Raw genomic sequence first — 21,723 nt, 5'->3', positions numbered from 1 at the left:
GGGCCGCCGCCCCTATACAGCGGGCCTCGGTGGGGCGGATGATGGTGGCGATGAGCGGATACGGCGACGAGTCCGATGTGGTCTTTTTGGATACGGCAGCGCTGCACCGACTTGTCGAAGTGCTGATCGAGCGAAGCTACCGCGTGGTCGGTCCGACCTTGCGGGACAACGCAATCGTGCTGGCCGAACTCGACTCGGCGGACGACCTGCCCCGTGGTTGGGGCGTCGACGTGGCACCGGGGCATTATCGGGTGCGCCGCCGCGGCGACGACGCGGTCTTCGGGCATTCGGCGGGGCCCGGATCGTGGAAACAATTCCTCCACCCGCCGCGGCAGCGGCTGTGGGCCGGCACCCGCGACGGGACCAGCGCCGCGCCGGAGGAGGAGGCCCCCCGGTACGCGTTCCTCGGCGTGCGCGGGTGCGACCTGGCGGCGATCGCCACCCTCGACGGGGTGCTCGGCCGTCCCGATTACCCGGACGGCTCCTTTGTCGCGCGCCGGCGGCGCGCGTTCATCATTGCGGTGAACTGCACGGAGCCGGGCGGGCTGTGCTTCTGCACGTCGATGGGCACCGGCCCGGCGGCCGGACCGGGCTACGACCTCGCCCTCACGGAGCGGCTCGACGGGGACGCGCCGTCGTACCTTGTCGATGTCGGCACTCCGGAGGGCGCCGACGTGCTCGCGGCGGTGCCGCAACGGCCCGCCGATGCCAGCGAGATCGGTTGCGCGCGAGCCGATGTCGAGGCCGCGGCGCACCGGATGGGTCGCCAGATGCCGGACGCGGACCTGCGAGACCTGCTCATTCGTCACCGCGAGTCCCCGCAGTGGGACGAGGTGGCCAGTCGCTGCCTGACGTGCGGCAACTGCACCATGGTGTGCCCGACCTGCTTTTGCACCAGCACCGAGGACGTCAGCGACCTCACCGGGGAGCACGCCGAGCGCTGGCGGAGCTGGGCGTCGTGCTTCGAGTTCGACTTCACCTACATCCACGGTGGCGGCAGCGTCCGCCAGTCCGGCGCGTCGCGCTATCGGCACTGGATTACCCACAAGCTGGGCACCTGGCACGATCAGTTCGGCATGTCGGGCTGCGTCGGCTGCGGGCGTTGTATCGCGTGGTGTCCCACCGGAATTGACATCACCGCAGAGATGAACAAGATGGCCGACGATGACTGAGGCGGCGGTCGGTTCTGCCGCGACGCCGTCGGCCATGGCGCCCGTGCCGTATCGGGTGCGCACCCGCGTGGTGGAGAGCCCCGACTCGGCCACGCTCACCCTGGAGCCGGTCGGCGAGGCGCTGCGAACCCCGCAACCCGGCGAGTTCATGATGCTGTACGCGTTCGGAGTGGGCGAGGCGGCGATCTCGATCAGCGGGGATCCCACCGTCACCGACGGATCGATCACGCACACCATTCGCGCGGTCGGCGCGGTCAGCCGGGCATTGCACGACTCCAACCCGGGAAGCGTTGTCGGGGTGCGAGGTCCGTTCGGGACGACGTGGGGACTGGACGAGGCGGCCGGCAGGGATCTGGTGATGGTCGCCGGCGGCGTGGGCCTGTGCCCGCTGCGGCCGGCGGTGCTGGGCGCGCTGGCGCGGCGGGAGCGCTACGGCAAGGTGACGCTCATCGTGGGGGCGCGGTCACGGACCGACTTCGTGTTCGCCGCCCAACTCGAAAAGTGGGCCCAAGAGCCGCAGATCGAATTGCATCTGATCGTCGACGCCCCGACGCCCGGCTGGGACGGCGAGGTCGGGTTGGTCACCGCGCCGCTGGGCCGACTGGAGCTGGATGTCGATCGCACCACCGCGTTCCTGTGCGGGCCGGAGCCGATGCTGCGCTTCGGGGCCGAGGCTCTGTTGGCGAAAGGCGTTGCCGCGCAAGATATTCGCGTGTCACTGGAACGCAACATGCAGTGCGGGGTCGGTTGGTGCGGTCACTGCCAGTTGGGGCCGCTACTGCTGTGCCGCGACGGGCCCGTCGTCACCTACGACATAGCGGGCCCGCTGCTGCGCGTGAGGGAGCTCTAGATGAATCGACCCACCCTGGCCGTGTGGAAGTTCGCCTCCTGTGACGGTTGCCAGCTGACGCTGCTGGACTGCGAGGACGAGCTGCTCACCCTCGCCGGCCAAGTCGAAATCGCCACCTTCGCCGAGGCTTCCAGCGCGATGGTCGGCGGACCCTACGACGTGTCGCTGGTCGAGGGCTCGGTCACCACCCGACACGATGAGCAACGGATCCGCGAGATCCGCGACCAATCGAAAATACTGGTCACCATCGGCGCGTGCGCGACGGCCGGCGGAGTGCAGGCGCTGCGCAACTTCGCCGACATCGCCGAGTTCACGTCCCTCGTCTACGCCAATCCCGAGTACATCGACACGCTGGCCACCTCCACGCCGGCGTCGGCGCACGTCAAGGTCGACTACCAGTTGCAAGGCTGCCCGATCGACCGGGGGCAACTGCTCGACACCCTCGCCGCGCTGCTCATCGGGCGCAAGCCGCGGCTGCCGGCCAAGACGGTGTGCACCGAATGCAAGCTTCGCGGCGTGACGTGTGTGCTGGTCGCCGACGGCACCCCGTGTCTGGGTCCGGTGACCCACGCCGGCTGCGGGGCGCTGTGTCCGCGGCATCGCCGCGGCTGTTACGGGTGTTTCGGCCCGTCGGCGGTGCCCAGGACCGCGACGCTGATCCCGCTGCTGCGCCGCGACGGCATGTCCGACGGTGACGTGGACCGGGTGTTCTCGACGTTCAACGTCGCCCCCTTCACCGACGAGCGGAGCAAGCAGTGAACCCGGAGACCCGAACCCTGAGTGTCGGCACACTCACCCGGGTGGAAGGCGAAGGCGCGCTGCACATCACGCTGAAGGACGATGCGCTGGACAGCGTCCGGCTCAACATCTATGAGCCGCCAAGGTTTTTCGAGGCCTTCCTGCGTGGACGCGCCTACACCGAGCCGCCGGACCTGACCGCGCGGGTCTGTGGAATCTGTCCGGTCGCCTATCAGGTCAGCGCCTGCAACGCGATCGAAGAGGCCTGCGGCGTGGACGTCGACGAGGGCCTTATTGCGCTGCGGCGGCTGCTGTATTGCGGTGAATGGATCAACAGTCATGCCCTGCACATCTATCTGCTGCACGCGCCGGACTTCCTCGGCTACCCCGACATCGTGGCGATGGCGCGCGATCACGCCGCGACGGTGGAGCGCGGGCTGGCGCTCAAGAAGGCCGGCAACCGGTTGATGGAGTTCGTCGGCGGGCGGGCGATACATCCCATCAACGTGCGGCTGGGCGGATTCTATTCGGTGCCAACCAAGTCCGACTTCAAGCCGATCGCCGAACAATTGCGCCGGGCGCTGGACGACGCGGTGGCCACGGTCGAGTGGGTGTCCGGGTTCGACTTCCCCGACCTCGAACTCGAGCACGAGTTCCTGGCGCTCACGGCGCCCGGTCGGTACCCGATCGAAAACGGCACCATCGTGCGCAGCGCGGGCCCGGTGTTTCCGGTCGCGGATTTCACCAGCCACGTCGCCGAGTCGCAGGTGCCGCACTCCACCGCGCTGCACGCGACTCTCGACGGCCGCCGCCACCTGACCGGCCCGCTGGCCCGGTTCTCGCTGAACTCGTCGGCGCTGTCGCCCGTCGCCGCGGAGGCCGCGGCCAACGCGGGGCTGTCATCCGAATGCCGAAACCCGTTCCGCAGCATCGTCGTCCGGGCCGTCGAGGTGGTCTACGCGATCGAAGAGTCGCTGCGGATCATCGACGCCTACGAGCGTCCGTCGCGGCCGTTCGTCGACGTCGCGCCCCGAGCGGGGGTGGGACACGGTGTCAGCGAGGCGCCCCGCGGCCTGCTGTATCACCGATATGAGATCGACGCCGATGGGCTGGTGTCGGCGGCGACGATCATCCCGCCCACCTCCCAGAATCAGGCGGCCATCGAGGCGGACCTGGCCCGCGTCGTCGCGGACAACCTGTCGCTGGACGACGCCGCGCTGACCTCGCTGTGCGAGAGGGTGATTCGCAGCTACGACCCGTGCATCTCGTGCTCGGCGCACTTCTTGACCGTGACGGTGCAGCGGCGGTGACGGGGGAGATCGTCGTCGTCGGCCTCGGCAACAGCTACCGAAGCGACGACGGCGTGGGCATCGCCGCCGCCGCCGCGCTGGACGGGCTGGCGTTGCCGGGGGTTCGCGTGGTGACGGGCATCCCGGAGCCGATGACGCTGCTGGAGGCGTGGTCGGGCGCCAGGCTCGCCGTGGTGATCGACGCCGCGATCGCGACCCCGTCGGTGCCGGGCCGCATTCGCCGCAGCACCGCGGGCGACGCCTTCGAGCCACCCGACGGGTTGAGCTCGCACGGCATCGACATCGGCCGCACCCACGAGCTGGGCCGGGTGCTCGGCCGAGTGCCCGACGAGCTGGTGGTGTTCACCGTCGAGGTGGCGGCCACCGGGCATGGCGTCGGTTTGACCCGTGAGGTCGCGGACGCGGTGCCCGAAGTGGTGCGTATGGCGGCGGCCGAAATCAACCGTAGCTGGGGACCAGCGACGCGATCGCCGCGCCCAGCTTCGCGGTGACTTCCTCGGCGATGCCCCTCAGGGCGGGCTCCCCGGTCACCTCGATCAGCAGGCCCGGGTCCATCGCCTCGACAATCACCGTGCCGTCGTCATCGGGGTCGGCGCGCAGCAGGACGTTGCAGGGGAGGAGCAGTCCGATCTCCCGATCCACGTTGATCGCGCGGTAGGCCAACTCCGGGTTACAGGCACCGAGGATCAGGTAGTCCTCGATGTCGACGCCGAGCTTGGCTTTCAGCGTTGCGGTCATGTCGACCTCGGTGAGCACGCCAAAACCCTCTTCCAGAAGGGCTTCTCGGGTGCGCGAGACGGCATCCTCGAAGCCGGTCGCCAGGCGTGCCGACAATGCGATGCTCATTTCGATCCCCCATCATGCGCGCGGTTAGGGTTCATCCCACCGTTCGAACGCTGCCCCGCGATAGGGACGGAAGTCCCAAGAATCGGGCTCACCCGGCCGTCGGCCGAGGCGTCGGCCGAGACGGCAAGGGACCTTTGGCCATTCAACTCGGTGACGTGGTACTCCTGCCCGCGGCGCCCCGCAGCGCGCACGATTGGACCGGAAAAGGCGAAAGGAGAGGCACGTGAGGGCAAAGGTCGGCGACTGGCTGGTGATCAAGGGCACCACGACCGATCGGCCGGACCAGCGGGGGCTGATCACCGAGGTTCACTCACCCGAGGGCGCACCACCGTATGTGGTGCGATGGCTCGCCACGGACCACGAGGCGATCGTTTTTCCCGGCCCGGACGCCGTCGTCGTCACGGCCGCAGAGCAGTCCGACGCCGACGAGCGTGCGCGGCATCGGTTCGGTGCCGTGCAGGCGGCCATCTCCCACAAGAGCGCGTAGGCGGCCATGAGCAATCGAAACTTCGGTCTGGGTCCCGCGCCGGGCGAGTACAGCGCGGACGACGACAACCAGCTCCAGCCACAGGACACGCTGATCGATCGCGGCGTCGATGACGTTCTCGACGAGGGATATTCGCCGCCCGACCGGCTCTACGGCCGCGGCGCGTTCGGGCCGCGGGAAACCCTCGACCAGCACCTCGCGGAAGAGGAGCAGGACCCGCTGTCGCGCATCGGCAACCCGTTCGACCCGGACGAACGGCAACGGTCCGACGAGGCCGAGCGTGAATTCGAGTTCCCGCGGCGACGCGAGGTGGGGCGGGCGCGGGCCGGCCGGCTTGTCGCTCCCGACAGGGGTTTTGGCGAAGACACCGAAGCGGAGCTGGTGGCCGAGGATGTCGGGGTCAGCGGGGGAGCGGCGTCCGCCGAAGAGGCAGCGGTTCACATCGTCGACGACGACTAGGCAAGGAGAGTCAGATGGCGGGCAACGACGCCGGCACGAAGGCGTGTCGGATCGACGTGCTGATCGACGAGCACGAGGAGCGCACCCGGGCGAAGGCGCGGCTGTCATGGGCGGGCAAGGAGTTCGTCGGTGTTGGTTTGGCGCGGCTGGACCCGCGCGACGAGCCGGTGGCCCAGATCGGTGACGAACTCGCGATCGCCCGGGCGTTGTCCGATTTGGCGAACCAGCTGTTCGCCTTGACGTCGAACGACATCCAGGCCAGCACCCATGAGCCGATCACCGGTCTGCACCACTGACATGAAACAGCCCCAAGATTTCCCAGCCGCCCTCGAAGTCGAGGTGACGACGCACGGCCGCCTGCCCGGCATCGAGGACTACGCGAGGGCCAAGATCGGCGAGCTCGCTCGCTTCACCCACCAACGGGTGTTGCGCGCGCACGTCAAATTGAGCGAGCACGGCGACCCGGCCGTGCAACGGCGGGTGATCGCCCAGGCGAACCTCGACGTCAACGGCCGGCTGGCGCGTGCCCAAGTCGAAGCGACCACCGCGCGCGAGGCGATCGATCTGCTGCAGGCGCGGTTGCGCCGTCGGCTGGAACGCGGCGCCGAACATCGGGACGCCAAGCGGCACGAACGGAATCATCGGCCGGGGTATTTCCCCAGGCCCGAAAGCGAACGCCGGATCGTGCGCCACAAGTCGTACGGCCTGAACACCTGCACGGTCGAAGAAGCCGCGCTCGAGATGGAACTGCTCGACTACGACTTCCACCTCTTCACGGAGGAGCGCACCAAGCAGGACAGCGTGCTGTACCGCGGCCGGTCCACGGAATACCGCCTGGCACAGGTCAATCCGGAACACGCCGGCCAGCTGGCGCCGTCCGAGTTGTCCCTGAGCGTCAGCCCGCAGCCGGCTCCGCGGCTGACGGTCGAGCAGGCAATCGAGCGGATCGAGCTGCTCGGCCTGCCGTTCGTGTTCTTCGTCGACGCTGCCCGAAACCGTGGGTGCGTGCTATATCACCGCTACGACGGGCATTACGGGCTCATCGCGCCGGCGAGCTGACGGACTCGTAGAGCGCCGACAGGCGGTCGGAAAACTTCTCGATGACGGCCTTGCGGCGCAGCTTCAGGCTGGGCGTTAGGTCCCCGGCCTCCACCGACAGCTCGCGGTCGAGGATCGCGAATCTCTTGACCTGCTCCCAGCGATTGAGCTCCTGGTTCAGCGCGTCGATGTACCCGGCGATCAGTTGCTCGGTTTTCTCGTCGCGCGCTATCTCGGCGAAGGACCTGCCCGCCAGGCCGTTCTTGCCGGCCCACTCGGTAATGGCTTCGCCGTCGAGGCTGACCAGCGCCACGCAATACGGCTTGGCCTCGCCGTAGACGAGAAGCTCGCTCACATACGGGCACAGGCCCTTGAACCTCGCGTCGATAGCCGACGGCGCCACGTACTTGCCCTGCGAGGTCTTGAACATGTCCTTCTTGCGGTCGGTGATCCGCAGGAAGCCGTCGGCGTCGATCTCCCCGATGTCGCCCGTGTGGAACCAGCCGTCCGCGTCGAGCGCCTCGCTGGTGGCGTCCGGCAGGTCGTGGTAGGAGGTCATCAATCCGGGCCCCCTGAGCAGGATTTCGCCGTCGTCGGCGATCTTGACGTCGGTGGCCGGGAATGGCCAGCCGACGGTTCCGAACCGGTATGCGTTGGGGCGGTTGATGAATGACGCGGCCGCGGTCTCGGTCAGTCCGTAGCCCTCGAGCACGATGATGCCGACGGCGTCGAACCACTGCGCGACCTCACGGTCCAGCGCGGCGGCCGCGGACACGAAGAAGCGCAACCGGCCACCGAAGCGTTCCCGGATGGTGGAGAACACCAACCGGTCGGCGACCCGATAGGCCAGCGATGACGCCAAAGACGGCTTCTTGCCGGCCTGCAGGGTTCGCGACCTCTTCAGGCCGACTCTGATAGCCCAGGCGAATACCTTCTTGGCCAGCCGGCCCTGCTCGGCCACCATCCCCTCGATGCGGGCATGCGCCTTCTCGAAGATCCGCGGTGCCGCGCCCATGATGGTGGGATGCAGGGCCGCGAGGTTGTCGACGATCCGTTCGACGCGGCCGTCGATCGCGGTGGGGAAGCCGATCTGTAGCGGCAGCGCGAGCATCACCTTGCCGAATGCGTGCGCCAGCGGCAGCCAGAGAAAGTTCAGATCGTCGGGGCCGAGGATGCCGAGCGAGTCGATGGCCGCGGCGGTGTATGTCCACGCCCCGTGGGTCAGGCGCACGCCCTTGGGTCGCCCGGTGGTGCCGGAGGTATAGATGAGGCTGGCGAGCTGGCCGGGACCGACGCTGGCGACACGTTCCGTGACGGCGTCGGGCGAATCGGCGAGCAATTGCTTCCCCAGTTGCTCGAGCTCGCTCAGGGTGATCGCCCAGTCGCCGTCCCCGCTGCCGTCCATCATCACGACCTTGCTCACGTACGGCAGTTCGTCGCGGTGCTCGAGCAGCTTGTCGAGCTGGGTCTGGTTCTCGGCGACCACCACCCGGCTGCCCGAATTGGCGACGATGTACGCGACGTCGCCGGCATTCGTCGTGGGATACACGGTGGTGGTGGCGGCACCCGCGCACATCACGGCGAAATCGACGAGCACCCACTCGTAGCGGGTCGACGACGCGAGCGCCACCCGATCCTCCGGGGCGATTCCCAGCGAGATCAGCCCGGCGGCAATGTTCTCGACGCGCTCGCCAACCTGCTGCCAGGTCACGCTCTCCCAGCTGTGGTCCTGTGGGTACCGAAAGGCCTCCGCGTGCGGGGTGGCCGCCACACGGTCGAGGAACATGTGCGCCACGGACGGCGCACGATTCTCGATCTTGGCTAAGTCCGGCCTCTCCCTCGAGGCGAGCTTTGTGGTCATGTCGCTAATCCATTAGTGCCGAGTCGAATACCGCTGGTGTATGCGGTAGCAGTTCGATACTGCTGGGGCGTCACCCCTGGACGATAGTGACAAAAGTCATCCGCACAATCGGCAGACGGCCCGTCTCGAGACGCTCAGTTGGCAACCGCTATGTCAACGGACAAGCGCTCGCTTATGGCATACGCTGTGGGCCAATCGCCGCCACGCACCGCGCGCTCGAGGTCGTCTACCAACGGGCTGTGCGCGCCCAACTCGTCCAGCCACGTGGAGACCGTGGCCGTGATCTGGTGCGCGGGGACCCGAGCTGTGTGGCCGTCGTGCAGGCGATCGGTCAACTGATAGATCGTGGTCGTGGGCTTGCGGTGTGGCAAATGATTCCGCCATGTCGCTGCGCTCATGATCCCTCCCCCTTAGCCTTACCCGACCCATTCGACCAGTGCCGCATACCTAGCCGTAGGGGCTAATAGCACGGCTGACGGCATGCTTTGGTCCCGCGTCAGACACGCCGAAAGCCTATCGCGGCGGGGCCCTTCGTCACCGCGCTTTGCGCGAACTGCCCGGGTACCGTCTTGGTGAGATGGCAGCTGCGTCAACCGATCACCGTCAGGCCGAGTGTGAGCGCCGTTAGCCCCCAGGAGCTGACGGCGCTGGATGCCTTTACCGGCATCCCGGCGCAGGAGCTGGCGGCATTGGCCGGCGCCCTGGAGCCGCTGCGCGCGGCCGCCGGCCAGGTCCTGATGCGACAGGGTGAGCGCGCGGTGTCCTTTTCGATCATCACGTCCGGCCGCGTCGAGGTCAGGCACACCGGCGCGGACGGTGAGGTGATGACGACCGAGCTTTTGCCGGGGACGATCGTCGGCGAAATCGCCTTGCTGCGAGACGCACCCCGAACGGCGACCGTGGTCGCGAAGGACGATGTGTGCGGCTATGTGGGATACCAGGGCGCGTTCGAGCGGATGCTCGCCATGCCGGTCGTCGCGGAACGGATGGTGCGGACCGCGCGGCAGCGATTGGCCGCATACATCGCACCGATCCCGGTGCCGGTCAAATGCGGCGCCAAGCTGTTGTTGCGGCCGGTCCTGCCCGGCGACGCCGAGCGCTTCAAGGGCAGCGGGTCATTCTCGCGGGAGACGCTGTATCACCGATACCAGGGCGGTGCCCCGACCGAGGCACGGTTGGCCTACCTGTTCGAGGTCGATTACGTCGACCATTTCGTCTGGGTCGTCACCGACGGCGCGGACGGGCCGGTCGTCGCCGATGCCCGCTTCATCCGGGACGAAGACGACCCGGGTTCGGCGGAGGTCGCCCTCACCGTGGCGGACCCGCTTCAGGGCCGCGGCATCGGAACGCTGCTGCTGGTCGCGCTGGCGGTGGCCGCCCGCGTCGACGGCGTCGAGCGGTTTCATGCGCGGGTGCTTTCCGACAACCCGCCCGCGCGGGTGTTGGGCGACAAGGTCAATGCCCATTGGGAGCAGGAGGAACCCGGCGTGATCACCACGACGGGAGAGATCCCGGCCTTCGACGACCTGCCCCTCGACCGCGACACGCGCCGACAAATCCGGCGCGTGGCCCGGCAGGTGATCCACGCGTTCGACTGACTCCTTTGCGGTCAGTGACCCTCGTGACTTTCGTCGGGTCGTAAGTCCCTAACCCGCGGAGTCGGCGGGGTGTTAGCGTGCCGCCATGGCAACTCGAGCCGGCAATGACGAGCAACTACCGGGCGCTTCTCGGAATGTGCCGGGCATCGGTGTTTTGGGTGGGGCGATCTCACCGTTCACAAATGCCGGCCTGTTCTTCGCTCGGTCGTGGCGCGACTACCTCGGTCGGGGACCGGATGAACTTCCGATCGCGCGACCCACGGTCGCCTTGGCCGCGCATGCTTTTCGCGACGAGGTCGTGCTGGTGGGCCTCAAGGCGCGCCGCCCGGTCAGCCAGCCCAAGCTGTTCGAACGGATCGGCCGGGAAGTGGCGGCCGCAGTGGATTTCTACGGGGACAAAGGATGGTTCGAGGACCCGAAAGGGTTTCTCGGTCAACCCCCGCCGCTCACCGACGCCACGGTCCGGAAGGTCAAGGGACGCAGATCCTCCTTTCATCGCATGGTCTTCGACAGCGGGTACGCCCCGCATCCGGGCGAACCGGGCGGGGATCGCTGGCTGGAGTACACGGCCAACGACCGCGAGTACGCGCTGCTGCTGCGTCACCCCGAACCGCGTCCCTGGTTGGTGTGTGTGCACGGAGCCGAAATGGGCCGGGCCACTCTCGATCCCGCCATATTTCGCGCCTGGAAACTGCACGACGAACTCGGTCTCAACGTCGTCATGCCCGTCCTCCCGATGCACGGGCCGCGAGCGCGCGGCCTCCCCAAAGGAGCAGTGTTTCCGGGAGAGGATGTGCTCGACGACGTGCATGCCACGGCGCAGGCGGTGTGGGACATTCGCCGGCTGCTGTCCTGGATACGGCTGCAGGAGCCAGAGTCGCTGATCGGCTTGAACAGCCTTTCGCTCGGCGGCTACATCGCCTCTTTGGTCGCCAGCCTCGAAACCGGGCTCACCTGTGCGATTCTCGGCGTGCCCGTCGCCGACCTGGTCGAGCTGCTGGGACGGCACTCCGGCCTCCGTTCCGACGATCCGCGCCGTCACACAATGGAGTTGGCCGAACCCATCGGGCGGATGGTGTCACCGCTGTCGCTCACCCCGCTGGTGCCGATGCAGGGCCGCTTCATCTACGCCGGCGTCGCCGACCGGCTTGTGCATCCACGCGAGCAGGTGATCCGGCTCTGGGAGCACTGGGGCAAACCGGAGATCGTCTGGTACCCGGGCGGTCATACCGGATTCTTCCGCTCGCGACCGGTGCAACGGTTCGTGTGGGATGCGCTGCGGCAGTCGGGCCTTCTCGAGCAGCCACCGACGGAGCGCGACCAACCCGCCTAGGCTTCACATGATTCCGATGGATCCGCTGGACGCCGCGATGATGACCGCGGAGTTGGTGGCCAGCCCGATGCATGTCGGCGCGGTGCTGATCCTGTCACCGCCGGCGGATGCCGGCCCCGACTTCGTCGACAATCTGCATCGAGCAGCGCTCGCCGGCAACGACTCGATCGATCCGAGGCTTCGCCGTTACGCGCATCGGGGGATGGACACCGGCGGCATGTGGGTGTGGCGCGACATGGACACCGTCGATGTGGGCCGACATTGCCAGCGCCGCACCGTATCCGGTGGGGACGGCGAGTTCTGGCGGCTGATCGGCGAGCTGGATGCGACGCGCCTCGACCGGTCCCGCCCGATGTGGATGTCGTATCTGATCGACGGCCTCGACGACGGCCGATTCGCCTTCTACATCAAGGTGCATCACACCGTCGTCGACGGTGTCGCCGGTTTCCAGATGATCGCCGACGCGCTGAGCACCGATCCGACGCATCGGTCGATGCCACCCTTCTACGCGGACCGTCGTGAAGAATCCACGCCTGCGCGGACATCGACCGGATTCGTGCCTCGCCTGCTCGCACCGATACGCGCGCTCGCCGGCGCGACCATGTCGGGCGTCGGGCTGGTCGAGCGGGTCGTTGCGGGTGAGCTGTCGACGATGGTGGACAGCCTGGTCGGGCACACGACGGTCCTGCCGTTCGGAGCGCCGTACACGCGATTCAACCGTCGTCTGGGGCCGGAGCGTGCCGTGTGCGCGGGAAGCTGGGCCAAGGAGCGCATCCGGGCCGTGCAAGAGGCGGCCGGGGTCACCGGAAACGATGTCGTCAACGCCGTCGTTGCCGATGTTGTGCGCCGCTGGCTGCGGGATCGTGGGGAACTGCCCCGGCGGTCATTGGTGGCCGCCTGCCCGATCACGGTGCGCGATCGCACCCGCCTCGCCGCAAATGACCAGCACGGCAACAGGTTCGGCCTGTGGCTGTGTCCGTTGGGCACCAACCTGGACGACCCCGTCGCGCGGCTGGATCTGATCCACCGGTCGATGGCGGAGGGGAAACAGTGGGTGGCGGGCCGCGGATCGGCGGCGTCGCTGCTGACGGCCGCGGGCAGCATCGCAGCGACGGTGATTTTCCCGATGCTGCCGTTCACGCCCAAGATCCGCACCGGGTACAACCTGCCGATCTCGCACGTTCCTGGCCCGCAGCGCGAAATGTATTGGAACGGGGCGCATATCGACGAGATGTACCCGGTGTCGGCGGTTTACGACGGCCAGACACTCAACGTGACGACGTGCTCGTACGCCGACCGCATCGGGTTCGGATACGTTGCGGGCCGCGAGGTTGTGCCCGACATCGAGTCCCTGATACCGCTGACAGAGCAGTGTCTGAGCGAATTGGAATCCGCCTTGGGTGTGGAGGCGCATGCCCAGGCTTAGGCGACCTTCGGCGCGGACGCCCACCCCGTATAGGTCAGATACAGGCCGACCAGGGCGATCGCGATGAAGCCCGCCCGCCACGAGGTGCCCGTGTCGAGCGCGGTGCAGTCAGACGCGCGAGCGCGCTCATATGTACGGGGACACGCCGTCCAGGCCGGCATTTTGAGGACGCTCGGCTAGGGCCCTAAACGCCCTAGGGCCGAGGCGCGACGCCCCCGTAGGCCATGATGCGATGCAGCACGACATGGGACGCGTCGCCGTTGTTGGCGACGTGGGAGAACCCCTGCCGCCTGAGAAAGGTGTCGAGACGTCGATCGACCGACCAGTCGGCATAAGTCGGGCCGGCGTATGGCGAGTGCAGGAATTCCCGAGCGAAAGCGTCTACGTCAGAATCGGTGAACGATGGTGGGTGTTCACCCATAATCGTTCGGCTCCTTTGTTCGGCCATTACCGCCGCAGCAACGTTACGTGAGACCAGGCCGTTGTTTTGTCACGTTCGGATTGCGGATCGGGCCCAGAGTCATCAACGAAGCAACGGTATGCGCGGGGCACATTGCCAATGGTCGCGAGGACCATTGGCCCTGGCGAAGAGGCGCGACCCCATCCAGACTGGCGCCATGGGCAACATGAAGAAACGGACAGCTCAGGCGGCGATGCTGCTGGCGATGCTGTATGGCGCCCGACGGTACTACCGCAATTGGGGCACGACCAAGGCCGAATGCCGGATGCCGCTGCCCGGCGATAATTTGGTGGCCGACCCGGCCATTCAGACAACCGAAGCCGTGTACATCGACGCGCCGATATCCGCCGTCTGGCCATGGCTGCTGCAGATGGGCCAGGAGCGGGGCGGCTTCTACGGCTGTGAGTGGCTGAAAAACCTCGCCGGACTGAACCATCACGATGCCGATCGCATCCACCCGGAGTGGCAGCGACTCGAGGTCGGCGACGGCGTGCGCCTGGCCCCCGCAGGCTGGATGGGGCTACCGGACGGGGTGACATTGACCGTCGCCGAGGTCGTGCCCGAGAAGTACATCGTGCTCAACGCGACGCGCCCCGACCAGCGCTGGAATGCGGTGTGGTCGTTCCACCTCCAGCCGCACTGGGAGGACCGCGTCCGGCTCCTCACCCGCGCCAGGATCGCGTTGCGTCACCCGGGCGAGGTGTTTCTCATGGAACTGGTCAGGCCCGTGATCGCACTGGGGACGCGCGGCTTGCTGCTGGGCATCAAGCACCGGGTCGAGAGGCCGGTGACGCCGAGCCCCGACCGAAACCGCGACACGGCAGCGAGCCTCAGCGAAGGCCTATAAGGCCTATAAGGCCCTGCCCGTCAACATTTTTGGAGATTACGAGAATGCGCGACGCGATCCCGCTGGGGCGAATCGCCGGGTTCGAAGTGAAGGTGCACTGGAGCGTCATCGTCATCCTGTGGTTGTTCACCTGGAGCCTGGCCACCACGTTGCCCGATGCCGTTGCGGGTTATGCGCGGGCGATCTACTGGCTGGCCGGGGCGTGCGGCGCGGTGGTGTTGTTGGCATCGCTGTTGGCCCACGAACTCGCGCACGCGGTCGTCGCGCGTCGCGTGGGGGTGAGCGTGGGCAGCGTGACGCTCTGGCTGTTCGGCGGTGTGACGACGCTGCACGGAGAGGCGAAGACACCGAAGGCGGCGTTCCGGATCGCGTTCGCGGGTCCGGCCACCAGCCTGGCCCTGTCCGCGGCATTCGCGACGGTGGCCCTGGCGCTCGTCACCGTGCGCGCCACGGCCATCGTGGTCAGCGTCGCCTGGTGGTTGGCCGCCATCAACTTGCTGCTGGGACTGTTCAACCTGCTGCCGGGTGCCCCGTTGGATGGCGGTCGGCTGGTGCGTGCTTACCTGTGGCGCCGGCACGGGGATAGTGTGCGCGCCGCGGTCGGTGCGGCACATGCCGGGCGCGTGCTCGCAATCATCCTGATCACGCTGGGATTGGCCGAGTTCTTGGTGGGCGGGCTTTTCAGCGGCGTTTGGCTGGCGTTCATCGGGTGGTTCATCTTCGCCGCCGCGCGCGAGGAAGAACTGCAAGTGACGACCAAGCAGGCCCTGACCGGGGTGCGCGTTGCCGACGCCATGACAGCCAACCCGCACGCGGCGCCCGGCTGGCTTACCGTGGAGGAGTTCATCGAGCGCTATCTGCTCGGCGACCGTCACTCCGCGTATCCGGTGGCCGAGCGGGATGGATCCATCATGGGGCTGGTCACGCTGAGGCAACTGCGCGACGTCGCGCCCGCCCGGCGGGCCACGACCAGCGTGCGCGAGATCGCCCTGCCCCTGGACAGCGTGCCGACCGCGGCGCCGCTCGAGCCGCTCAGCGCGCTCATCGAGCGGCTGGGCAGCGCCGGGCACGGCAGCCGCGCGCTGGTCATGGACCAGGGCAGGGTGGTCGGCATCGTCACGCCGAGCGACCTCGCGCGGCTGATCGACGTCTACCGGCTCGCCCACCCGGAACCGTGGGGACACCGCGGCGACGCGGAAAAGTATTCCAACGCCGGTTGATCCCGGCACCGACTCCGGGAGGAGCGCAGACGATGAAACCGATCATCGCGTGTATCGACGGCTCGGACGCGGCGATCGCGGCGGCACTGTGGGGCATCGACGAGGCCATCAGTCGCGCCGTTCCGCTGCGTCTCGTCTCGGTGATCAAGCAGACACATCCGTCCCCGGACGACTACGCCCGCGACCTCGCCCATGCCGAGAAATCGCTTCGCAAAGCACAATTGGCGGTCGAGAGCAGCCGAACGCCCTTCGACATCGAAACCGAGATCCCCCGCGGGCCGGCGGGACCCGTTCTGGTGGAGGCCTCCCGGGACGCCGAGATGGTGTGCGTCGGCTCCGTCGGGATCGGGCGCTACGCTCGCGCGCTCCTGGGCTCCACGGCAACCGAGCTCGCCGCAAAGGCGCATTGTCCCGTCGCGGTCGTGCGTACGGGATCCGAGCTGCCGGCGCCGGCCATCAATTGGGTCGTGGTCCGAATGACCGACGCACCCGACAACGACGCCGTCATCGAATGCGCCGAATGGGAGGCGAAGTTGCGCAACGCGCCGATGCTCGTCCTGGGCGGCCGACCGGAGGAACTCACCGAATATGCGGACGGCCGGTTCGAACGGCGGGTGGAGGATTGGCGGCACCGTCATCCCGAGGTGCGCGTGTACCCGATCGCAACCAAGTTCGCGATCGCCGACTTTTTGAAGGCCAACAACGAGCGGGTTCAGCTCGCGGTCATCAGCGGCGCCGAGGCCGATCAGCTGGCGCGGCTCGTCGGCCCCTCCGGGCATCCGCTGTTTCGCCACCCGGAATGTTCGGTGCTCGTGGTCCGCGGCTAAAGCCCCTCTATTCCACGGACTCGCGCGCCACGATCACCGGCACCCGCGCCATCTCGGCGACGGTTTCGCCAACCGAACCCACCAGCATCCCGGCGAATCCGCCGCGGCCGCGGCTGCCGACCACGATCAGCTGGGCATCCTCCGAGCGTTTGACAAGCTGGCGCGCCGGCTGGTCGCGCACGACGGTGCGCTCAACGCGGACATCCGGATACCGTTCCTGCCAGCCCGCCAAACGCTCGGCCAATACCTCTTCCGCCATCGACTCTGTTGCCGGCCAATCGATTCCGGGCCACTCCGAGACGTCGGCATCGCTCCATGCGTGCAGCGCGACCAACTCCACATTCCTGCGCGACGCCTCGTCGAACGCGACCGCGGTGGCGAGCTCGGATGCCGGCGAGCCGTCGACGCCGACCAGCACCGGCGCCTGACTCGAATGCCGGATCGGCGGGTCGTCGTCGTGGACGATCGCCACCGGACAATGGGCGTATCGGAGCAACCCGGAACTGACCGAACCGATCAGCCGGCCGGGCCAGCGGCCGCTTCCTCGGCAACCCAGGACGACCAGCTGCGCGTTCTTGGACAGGTCGACCAACGTGGGAACCGCTGCGGAGGACAAGATTTCGGTGTGCACCGCGGCGGGACCGCCGCGCTGCGACGCCTCTTTGACGACCCCGAGCGCGTCGTCGACCAGCCGGCGGCCACGATCGTGCTGCCAGCGCTCCAGTCCCGCGGGCAGCCGCGCGGTCGCCCACGTCGCGACCTCCGGAGAGATCGCATGCACGAGGGTCAGCGGAATCTTGCGCAGCTCGGCGTCGCGCGCTGCCCACCGCACCGCTACTTTGGTGGCCGGTGATTCATCGACGCCGACGACGATTCCCAACGATGCGTTGCGCGATGACATGGCGGTTCCTCTGCGGACGTCATGCAGCGCGCCGAACGTCCGGAGCCGATGACTCCGCCTGCGGCACAGGTTCGTTCGGCACCGGCCGCCAGCCGACGTACGTGAGGTACAGCCCGACCAATCCGACGAGGATGTCGACGCTCACCCACAGGGCGCTCATCCGGATCGCGGCGTCGGCGGCGCGCATGAAGGCATGCGGGAAGGCCATGAGGAACACCGCGCGCAGCGCGAACACCCAGCCCAGCACGGACACGGTGATCGCGGCCGCGCCCCGCCAGTACTGGTGCAGCCCGACGATGACAAGGGCTGCCAGAAGCAGGAACGCGCCCGTCACCCAGGGCCACGCGGCGCTGGCCTCGAAGTCCGATAGCAGCTTTCGCATGTCGGATGCGCGGGCCACCGTCGTGGCGACCACGATGACCAGGAACGGGCCGAGCACGCGGGCGAACATCCGAGTCCGGAGTTGCTGTCGTTCTGTGGCGCTCATTGGTCACACCTCCGTCAATTGGCGATGAGATTCGCATCCCATAGCCACATCTGAGCATTGACCGGTGTGCAGGGGGAGGGGCTGAAGTCCCACACTGTCGGGACATTCGTCGCGAATATCGCAGCCGCTCACCGGTAGGCCCATATCCCGAGGGACGAAGGGCTCTCGCGGCGCGTCGGCAGCGCGAATACGGTCGACATAGTTGCCCGCGACCGCGAGAAGGTTGACCCGTGTCCGATCAGGAGCCAGGCGCCCGCCGCCAGCCGGCTGCGATCCCGACCCGGATGAGGGAGGTCAGGACGCACCGCAGCCACACGAGCGGTGTTGGCGACCAAAGCGCTTCGGCCCTGGCCCTGGACCCGGAGGAGGCGGCCGACCGGCTGTTGCGGGATCTGCGGAGCACGCCCGAGGGGCTGTCGACACGCGAGGCGCAGCGGCGCCTGCTGCAGTACGGGCCGAACACCCTGCAGCGACGGCACAAGCGCCGCTGGCCCACCGAGTTGGCCCGCCAATTCACCCATCCGCTGGCCCTGTTGCTGTGGCTGGCGGCGGGACTGTTGCTGATCGTCGGCTCGAATGTCGTTGCCGCCGCGGTGGTGTTGATCATCCTGCTCAACGCGGGGTTCTCGTTCGCCCAGGAGCTGCAGGCCGAGCGGGCGGTCGAAGAGCTCGCGAAATACTTGCCGCAGCGCGCCAGGGTGGAACGCGACGGCGTGATCACCGACGTCGACGCGACCCAACTGGTGCCCGGCGACATCGTGGTGATCCGTGAGGGCGACCGCATCGCCGCCGACGTCCGCCTGCTCAGCGGCGCGGTCGAGGTCGACATGTCCGCGGTGACCGGGGAATCGGTGCCGGCCTCGCGGTCGGCGGCAACCGCGGACGTCAACGTGCCGCTGTTGTCGGCGCACGAGCTGGTGTTCAGCGGAACCACCTGCACCGGCGGCGAGGCGCGCGGCGTGGCGTTCGCGACCGGGATGGCCACCGAGATCGGCCGCATCGCCGCTCTGTCGGAGCGGGTCAAACCCGATCCCAGCCCGCTGGAGCGACAGGTCCGCCGGGTGGCCTGGCTGATCGCGGCGGTCTCGGTGATGCTGGCGCTGTCGTTCATTCCGGCGGCCACCCTGGCCGCGCACCTGACGCTGATCAACTCGCTGGTGTTCGCCGCCGGCCTGCTGGCCGGGATGGTGCCCGAGGGTTTGCTGCCGGTCATCACGCTCGCGCTGGCGGTGGCGGTGCGGCAACTGGCCGGGCGCGGCGCCCTGGTCAAGCGGCTGTCCGCGGTGGAGACGCTGGGCTCCACCGACGTGATCTGCACCGACAAGACGGGCACGCTGACCGAGAACCGGATGATCCCCGTCGCCGCGTGGGTGCCCGCACGACGAATCGACCTCGAGGACGGCACCTCTGCGGCCCTGGACGGGGTCCCGCCCTCATCGGTCGAGGCCCTGCGCCGCATCGCCGTGCGCTGCAACAACGCGCAGCTGGACGAGTCGGGTGAGGCGGTCGGAGACCCCACCGAGATCGCGATCCTAAGGGCCGCAAGCAAATTGGGCGCGGATATCGACAACACGCGTCGAGAGACCCAGCGCCGCTGGCAGTTTCACTTCGACCCCGAGCGCAAGCTGATGTCCACGATCGATCAGCCGCCCGGCGCGTCCACCGTCGTGCACACCAAGGGCGCCCCCGAAGCGGTGTTGTCGCTGTGCAGCCACACACTCGGCACCGACGGTCGGCCCGTCGCCCTCGATGACCAGGCGCGTCGCGGGGTCGAGGAGGCCGTCAACGGGTTCGCCGCCGAAGGCCTGCGGGTGCTCGGCTTCGCCTACCGCGACCTGCCCGACGAAGCGGCACCGCAGCGGCGCGCCGACGCGGAACGGGATCTGTGCTTCGCCGGCCTGATCGCGATGCTGGACCCGCCGCGCGAGGGCGTCGCCGACGCGGTTGCGCAATGCCGCACGGCCGGCATCCGCATCATCGTGATCACCGGCGATCACCCGCTCACCGCGCGGGCCATCGCCCAGCGCGTCGGAATCACCGGGAACCGCCCCGCCGTCGTGACCGGAGACCAGTTCGAGCGCCTCACCGAGCAACAACTCGCCGCGCTCATCAAGGACAACCCCGAGGTGATATTCGCCCGAGCCTCGCCGGAGGCCAAACTGCACATCGCGCAGGCGTTGCGCGACGACGGGCATGTGGTCGCGATGACCGGCGACGGCGTCAACGACGCCCCCGCGCTGCGGTGCGCGGACATCGGTGTGGCGATGGGGAAGTCCGGCACCGACGTCGCCCGGGAAGCCGCGACGATGGTGCTCACCGACGACAACTTCAGCACCATCGTCACCGCGATACACGCGGGGCGACGCGTCTACGACAACGTTCGCAAGTTCATCCTCTACATCTTCGCGCACGCCACACCGGAGACGGTGCCGTTCCTGGTGTTCGCGATCGGCGGGGGATTGGTGCCGCTGCCGCTGACCATCATGCAGATCTTGGCCTTCGACGTGGGCAGCGAAACGCTGCCGGCGCTGTCGCTGAGCCGTGAACCCGCCGAACCGGGCATCATGGTCCGCCCGCCGCGCCCGCGCAACGAGGGCGTGATCCAGGCGCCAATGCTGTTGCGGGCGTGGCTGTTTCTCGGCGCCATCGTCGCCGCGCTGCAGATGGCCGGGTTCTTCTACGTGCTGCTCAAGGCGGGCTGGCATCCGGGTGCCCCCGTCGGTGCGGGCGCCCCGCTGCACCACGCCTACCGGCAGGCGACCACCATGACGTTCCTGGGCATGATGGCCGGGCAGATCGGCACCGCCTTCGCGGTGCGCACCCAGCGGGCCTCGTTGCGGTCGGTGGGCGTCTTCAGCAATCGCTACCTGTTGGCCGGCATCGCGGCCGAGATACTGCTCGCCGCCGTGTTCGTGTACGCCCCGCCGATGCAGGCGTTGCTGGGCACCGCGCCGCTGCCCGTCTCGGACCTCGCGCTGCTGTTGGCGTATCCGGTGATCGTGTGGGGCGCCGACGAATTCATGCGGTACCTGCTCAGGAGGCGGGCGCGATGAGTCAGGGCAGCGGCGCCGCCTAGCTTCGGCGGTCCTTGTCCGGCGCCGGGCCGAATTGGAACCGGCGGCCCGTGACCGCCTCGGGGAGGATCCGCACGTAGTGCGACTTCTCATACGGCGTCCACGACAAGACCTGGGCGCTCTCGGCGTCCTCGATCTGTTCGTTGGTGCGAAGGGTGCGTGCAATGCCCTTGACGACGACACTCCAGCCCTCGGCGACGTTGTGGTCATCGACCTCGAACACCACGTGATTGTTGATCGCGGTGCTGATCAACTTGGTGCCCTCCGCGGTCCGAAACAGGATCGTCCGGCGCTGCACGACGTAGTTCACCGGGAAGATCTCGGGCTGGCCGTCGACGCTGGTGACCAGCCGCCCCAGCGTCATGCTGGAGAGCAAATCCCAGCATTCGTGCACGGGCAGGATGGAGACCCCTTCGGCGTGTGGCAACGGATAACTCATAGCCACCACGCTATTGCAGAAAGCCGGGCACCGCGCCTGCCAAAGGTCCTACCGCGCGGGGACAAAAGTTACCGCCGCGGATCGTCGGCGATCAGCCGGGAGGGGTGGACGCGTTCTTTTCCACGTAGCCGACCACGTCGGCCAGCGTTCGCAGCGAGGCGTAGTCGGCTTCCGGAATGTCGACGTGCAACCGCCGATGGATGCCGCGCAGGAAGTTCAGCCAGTCCATGGAATCGAGGTCGACCTGGTCCCGCAGCAGGACGTCGTCGCGGATGTCGTCGGGTTCGACCTCGGGGGCAATGGTCGTCAGCACGGACAGGACCGCGCCGCGGGTGTCTTCAGTGGTCATG

At 68.0% G+C, this 21,723-nt stretch carries 24 protein-coding genes; 16 read left to right on the top strand and 8 right to left on the bottom strand.

What is annotated here, in order from left to right:
* The first annotated feature begins 50 nt into the window (after positions 1–50).
* Genes AC5Y6X_RS18315 through AC5Y6X_RS18295 form a run of 5 tightly spaced genes read left to right on the top strand, consistent with a single transcriptional unit; the run spans position 51 to position 4,561 of the window.
* Positions 51–1,172: a 4Fe-4S dicluster domain-containing protein gene (locus AC5Y6X_RS18315; RefSeq protein ID WP_499988135.1), complete on the top strand. Its 1,122-nt coding sequence runs from the start codon at positions 51–53 to the stop codon at positions 1,170–1,172.
* Positions 1,165–2,022: an FAD/NAD(P)-binding protein gene (locus AC5Y6X_RS18310; RefSeq protein WP_499988131.1), complete on the top strand. Its 858-nt coding sequence runs from the start codon at positions 1,165–1,167 to the stop codon at positions 2,020–2,022. The genes AC5Y6X_RS18315 and AC5Y6X_RS18310 overlap by 8 nt, the downstream gene beginning before the upstream one ends.
* On the top strand, positions 2,023–2,781 hold the full coding sequence (locus AC5Y6X_RS18305) for an NADH-quinone oxidoreductase subunit B family protein (protein WP_499988130.1): 759 nt from the start codon (positions 2,023–2,025) through the stop codon (positions 2,779–2,781).
* On the top strand, positions 2,778–4,070 hold the full coding sequence (locus AC5Y6X_RS18300; protein WP_499988129.1) for a Ni/Fe hydrogenase subunit alpha: 1,293 nt from the start codon (positions 2,778–2,780) through the stop codon (positions 4,068–4,070). The genes AC5Y6X_RS18305 and AC5Y6X_RS18300 overlap by 4 nt, the downstream gene beginning before the upstream one ends.
* Positions 4,067–4,561 (top strand): hydrogenase maturation protease, encoded by a 495-nt coding sequence (locus AC5Y6X_RS18295; RefSeq protein ID WP_499988128.1) that lies wholly within the window; start codon positions 4,067–4,069, stop codon positions 4,559–4,561. The genes AC5Y6X_RS18300 and AC5Y6X_RS18295 overlap by 4 nt, the downstream gene beginning before the upstream one ends.
* Here AC5Y6X_RS18295 and AC5Y6X_RS18290 read toward each other — a convergent pair.
* The gene (locus AC5Y6X_RS18290) at positions 4,509–4,916 is read right to left on the bottom strand and encodes a DUF302 domain-containing protein (RefSeq protein ID WP_499988127.1); all 408 of its coding nucleotides are present in this window, start codon (positions 4,914–4,916) and stop codon (positions 4,509–4,511) included. The two genes, AC5Y6X_RS18295 and AC5Y6X_RS18290, sit on opposite strands and share 53 nt — an antisense overlap.
* Positions 4,917–5,139: 223 nt before the next feature.
* Here AC5Y6X_RS18290 and AC5Y6X_RS18285 point away from each other — a divergent pair, with 223 nt between their 5' ends.
* From AC5Y6X_RS18285 to AC5Y6X_RS18270, 4 genes are read left to right on the top strand one after another with little or no spacing between them, the layout of a single operon-like run.
* Entirely contained in the window at positions 5,140–5,403 is a 264-nt protein-coding gene (locus tag AC5Y6X_RS18285) for a DUF1918 domain-containing protein (RefSeq protein ID WP_499988126.1), read from the top strand.
* 6 nt (positions 5,404–5,409) lie between these two features.
* On the top strand, positions 5,410–5,862 hold the full coding sequence (locus AC5Y6X_RS18280; protein ID WP_324677149.1) for a DUF5709 domain-containing protein: 453 nt from the start codon (positions 5,410–5,412) through the stop codon (positions 5,860–5,862).
* A 14-nt stretch (positions 5,863–5,876) separates the two neighbouring features.
* Positions 5,877–6,158 carry a DUF1876 domain-containing protein gene (locus AC5Y6X_RS18275; RefSeq protein WP_499988124.1) on the top strand — a complete coding sequence of 94 codons (282 nt, stop codon included), beginning with the start codon at positions 5,877–5,879 and terminating at the stop codon, positions 6,156–6,158.
* A gap of 1 nt (position 6,159) precedes the next feature.
* Positions 6,160–6,921 carry a ribosome hibernation promotion factor gene (locus AC5Y6X_RS18270; protein WP_499988122.1) on the top strand — a complete coding sequence of 254 codons (762 nt, stop codon included), beginning with the start codon at positions 6,160–6,162 and terminating at the stop codon, positions 6,919–6,921.
* Here AC5Y6X_RS18270 and AC5Y6X_RS18265 read toward each other — a convergent pair.
* The gene (locus AC5Y6X_RS18265; RefSeq protein ID WP_499988121.1) at positions 6,902–8,761 is read right to left on the bottom strand and encodes an AMP-dependent synthetase/ligase; all 1,860 of its coding nucleotides are present in this window, start codon (positions 8,759–8,761) and stop codon (positions 6,902–6,904) included. The two genes, AC5Y6X_RS18270 and AC5Y6X_RS18265, sit on opposite strands and share 20 nt — an antisense overlap.
* A gap of 134 nt (positions 8,762–8,895) precedes the next feature.
* Positions 8,896–9,159 carry an Rv2628 protein family gene (locus AC5Y6X_RS18260; RefSeq protein ID WP_499988119.1) on the bottom strand — a complete coding sequence of 88 codons (264 nt, stop codon included), beginning with the start codon at positions 9,157–9,159 and terminating at the stop codon, positions 8,896–8,898.
* A gap of 216 nt (positions 9,160–9,375) precedes the next feature.
* Between AC5Y6X_RS18260 and pat the strand changes: the two genes are divergently transcribed.
* The 3 genes from pat (at position 9,376) to AC5Y6X_RS18245 (ending at position 13,118) form a co-directional block, all read left to right on the top strand.
* Positions 9,376–10,359: an acetyltransferase Pat gene (pat, locus tag AC5Y6X_RS18255; protein ID WP_499988118.1), complete on the top strand. Its 984-nt coding sequence runs from the start codon at positions 9,376–9,378 to the stop codon at positions 10,357–10,359.
* Positions 10,360–10,444: 85 nt separating this feature from the next.
* Positions 10,445–11,692, top strand: coding sequence for an alpha/beta hydrolase family protein (locus AC5Y6X_RS18250; protein ID WP_499988116.1), 1,248 nt, complete (start codon positions 10,445–10,447; stop codon positions 11,690–11,692).
* 7 nt (positions 11,693–11,699) lie between these two features.
* The gene (locus AC5Y6X_RS18245) at positions 11,700–13,118 is read left to right on the top strand and encodes a wax ester/triacylglycerol synthase family O-acyltransferase (protein WP_499988114.1); all 1,419 of its coding nucleotides are present in this window, start codon (positions 11,700–11,702) and stop codon (positions 13,116–13,118) included.
* Positions 13,119–13,311: 193 nt separating this feature from the next.
* On the opposite strand, the gene AC5Y6X_RS18240 is transcribed toward AC5Y6X_RS18245, so the two are convergent.
* Positions 13,312–13,539: a hypothetical protein gene (locus tag AC5Y6X_RS18240; RefSeq protein ID WP_499988113.1), complete on the bottom strand. Its 228-nt coding sequence runs from the start codon at positions 13,537–13,539 to the stop codon at positions 13,312–13,314.
* A 196-nt stretch (positions 13,540–13,735) separates the two neighbouring features.
* Between AC5Y6X_RS18240 and AC5Y6X_RS18235 the strand changes: the two genes are divergently transcribed.
* From AC5Y6X_RS18235 to AC5Y6X_RS18225, 3 genes are read left to right on the top strand one after another with little or no spacing between them, the layout of a single operon-like run.
* Entirely contained in the window at positions 13,736–14,425 is a 690-nt protein-coding gene (locus AC5Y6X_RS18235; protein ID WP_499988111.1) for an SRPBCC family protein, read from the top strand.
* A gap of 44 nt (positions 14,426–14,469) precedes the next feature.
* A complete protein-coding gene (locus AC5Y6X_RS18230) occupies positions 14,470–15,645 on the top strand; it encodes a site-2 protease family protein (RefSeq protein WP_499988110.1) in 1,176 nt (391 codons plus the stop codon).
* Positions 15,646–15,677: 32 nt separating this feature from the next.
* Positions 15,678–16,472, top strand: coding sequence for a universal stress protein (locus AC5Y6X_RS18225; protein WP_499988109.1), 795 nt, complete (start codon positions 15,678–15,680; stop codon positions 16,470–16,472).
* A 7-nt stretch (positions 16,473–16,479) separates the two neighbouring features.
* Here AC5Y6X_RS18225 and AC5Y6X_RS18220 read toward each other — a convergent pair whose 3' ends face one another.
* Together AC5Y6X_RS18220 and AC5Y6X_RS18215 are read right to left on the bottom strand one after the other, a co-directional pair.
* Positions 16,480–17,373, bottom strand: coding sequence for a universal stress protein (locus AC5Y6X_RS18220; protein ID WP_499988108.1), 894 nt, complete (start codon positions 17,371–17,373; stop codon positions 16,480–16,482).
* Positions 17,374–17,392: 19 nt separating this feature from the next.
* The gene (locus AC5Y6X_RS18215; protein WP_499988425.1) at positions 17,393–17,824 is read right to left on the bottom strand and encodes a hypothetical protein; all 432 of its coding nucleotides are present in this window, start codon (positions 17,822–17,824) and stop codon (positions 17,393–17,395) included.
* Between the two features lie 266 nt (positions 17,825–18,090).
* On the opposite strand from AC5Y6X_RS18215, the gene AC5Y6X_RS18210 reads away from it, so the two are divergent.
* Positions 18,091–20,913, top strand: a complete 2,823-nt coding sequence (locus AC5Y6X_RS18210) for a cation-translocating P-type ATPase (RefSeq protein ID WP_499988107.1) — start codon at positions 18,091–18,093, stop codon at positions 20,911–20,913.
* A gap of 19 nt (positions 20,914–20,932) precedes the next feature.
* On the opposite strand, the gene AC5Y6X_RS18205 is transcribed toward AC5Y6X_RS18210, so the two are convergent.
* Positions 20,933–21,373: a pyridoxamine 5'-phosphate oxidase family protein gene (locus AC5Y6X_RS18205; RefSeq protein WP_499988105.1), complete on the bottom strand. Its 441-nt coding sequence runs from the start codon at positions 21,371–21,373 to the stop codon at positions 20,933–20,935.
* A gap of 91 nt (positions 21,374–21,464) precedes the next feature.
* Positions 21,465–21,722: an acyl carrier protein gene (locus tag AC5Y6X_RS18200; protein WP_499988103.1), complete on the bottom strand. Its 258-nt coding sequence runs from the start codon at positions 21,720–21,722 to the stop codon at positions 21,465–21,467.
* Position 21,723: the final 1 nt, after the last annotated feature.

The sequence above is a fragment of the Mycobacterium sp. NGS26 genome, assembly GCF_059813025.1.
Note: the sequence above shows the minus strand (reverse complement) of the source record. Positions and strands in the feature narration are given on the sequence as shown.

Excerpts from the sequence above, each read along its gene's own strand:
- AC5Y6X_RS18315 (WP_499988135.1), top strand. The coding sequence starts at position 51 with ATGAGCGGATACGGCGACGAGTCCGATGTGGTCTTTTTGGATACGGCA.
- AC5Y6X_RS18310 (WP_499988131.1), top strand. The coding sequence starts at position 1,165 with ATGACTGAGGCGGCGGTCGGTTCTGCCGCGACGCCGTCGGCCATGGCG.
- AC5Y6X_RS18305 (WP_499988130.1), top strand. The coding sequence starts at position 2,023 with ATGAATCGACCCACCCTGGCCGTGTGGAAGTTCGCCTCCTGTGACGGT.
- AC5Y6X_RS18290 (WP_499988127.1), bottom strand. The coding sequence starts at position 4,916 with ATGAGCATCGCATTGTCGGCACGCCTGGCGACCGGCTTCGAGGATGCC.
- AC5Y6X_RS18280 (WP_324677149.1), top strand. The coding sequence starts at position 5,410 with ATGAGCAATCGAAACTTCGGTCTGGGTCCCGCGCCGGGCGAGTACAGC.
- AC5Y6X_RS18275 (WP_499988124.1), top strand. The coding sequence starts at position 5,877 with ATGGCGGGCAACGACGCCGGCACGAAGGCGTGTCGGATCGACGTGCTG.
- AC5Y6X_RS18270 (WP_499988122.1), top strand. The coding sequence starts at position 6,160 with ATGAAACAGCCCCAAGATTTCCCAGCCGCCCTCGAAGTCGAGGTGACG.
- AC5Y6X_RS18265 (WP_499988121.1), bottom strand. The coding sequence starts at position 8,761 with ATGACCACAAAGCTCGCCTCGAGGGAGAGGCCGGACTTAGCCAAGATC.
- AC5Y6X_RS18260 (WP_499988119.1), bottom strand. The coding sequence starts at position 9,159 with ATGAGCGCAGCGACATGGCGGAATCATTTGCCACACCGCAAGCCCACG.
- AC5Y6X_RS18250 (WP_499988116.1), top strand. The coding sequence starts at position 10,445 with ATGGCAACTCGAGCCGGCAATGACGAGCAACTACCGGGCGCTTCTCGG.
- AC5Y6X_RS18245 (WP_499988114.1), top strand. The coding sequence starts at position 11,700 with ATGATTCCGATGGATCCGCTGGACGCCGCGATGATGACCGCGGAGTTG.
- AC5Y6X_RS18240 (WP_499988113.1), bottom strand. The coding sequence starts at position 13,539 with ATGGGTGAACACCCACCATCGTTCACCGATTCTGACGTAGACGCTTTC.
- AC5Y6X_RS18235 (WP_499988111.1), top strand. The coding sequence starts at position 13,736 with ATGGGCAACATGAAGAAACGGACAGCTCAGGCGGCGATGCTGCTGGCG.
- AC5Y6X_RS18230 (WP_499988110.1), top strand. The coding sequence starts at position 14,470 with ATGCGCGACGCGATCCCGCTGGGGCGAATCGCCGGGTTCGAAGTGAAG.
- AC5Y6X_RS18225 (WP_499988109.1), top strand. The coding sequence starts at position 15,678 with ATGAAACCGATCATCGCGTGTATCGACGGCTCGGACGCGGCGATCGCG.
- AC5Y6X_RS18220 (WP_499988108.1), bottom strand. The coding sequence starts at position 17,373 with ATGTCATCGCGCAACGCATCGTTGGGAATCGTCGTCGGCGTCGATGAA.
- AC5Y6X_RS18215 (WP_499988425.1), bottom strand. The coding sequence starts at position 17,824 with ATGTTCGCCCGCGTGCTCGGCCCGTTCCTGGTCATCGTGGTCGCCACG.
- AC5Y6X_RS18205 (WP_499988105.1), bottom strand. The coding sequence starts at position 21,373 with ATGAGTTATCCGTTGCCACACGCCGAAGGGGTCTCCATCCTGCCCGTG.
- AC5Y6X_RS18200 (WP_499988103.1), bottom strand. The coding sequence starts at position 21,722 with ATGACCACTGAAGACACCCGCGGCGCGGTCCTGTCCGTGCTGACGACC.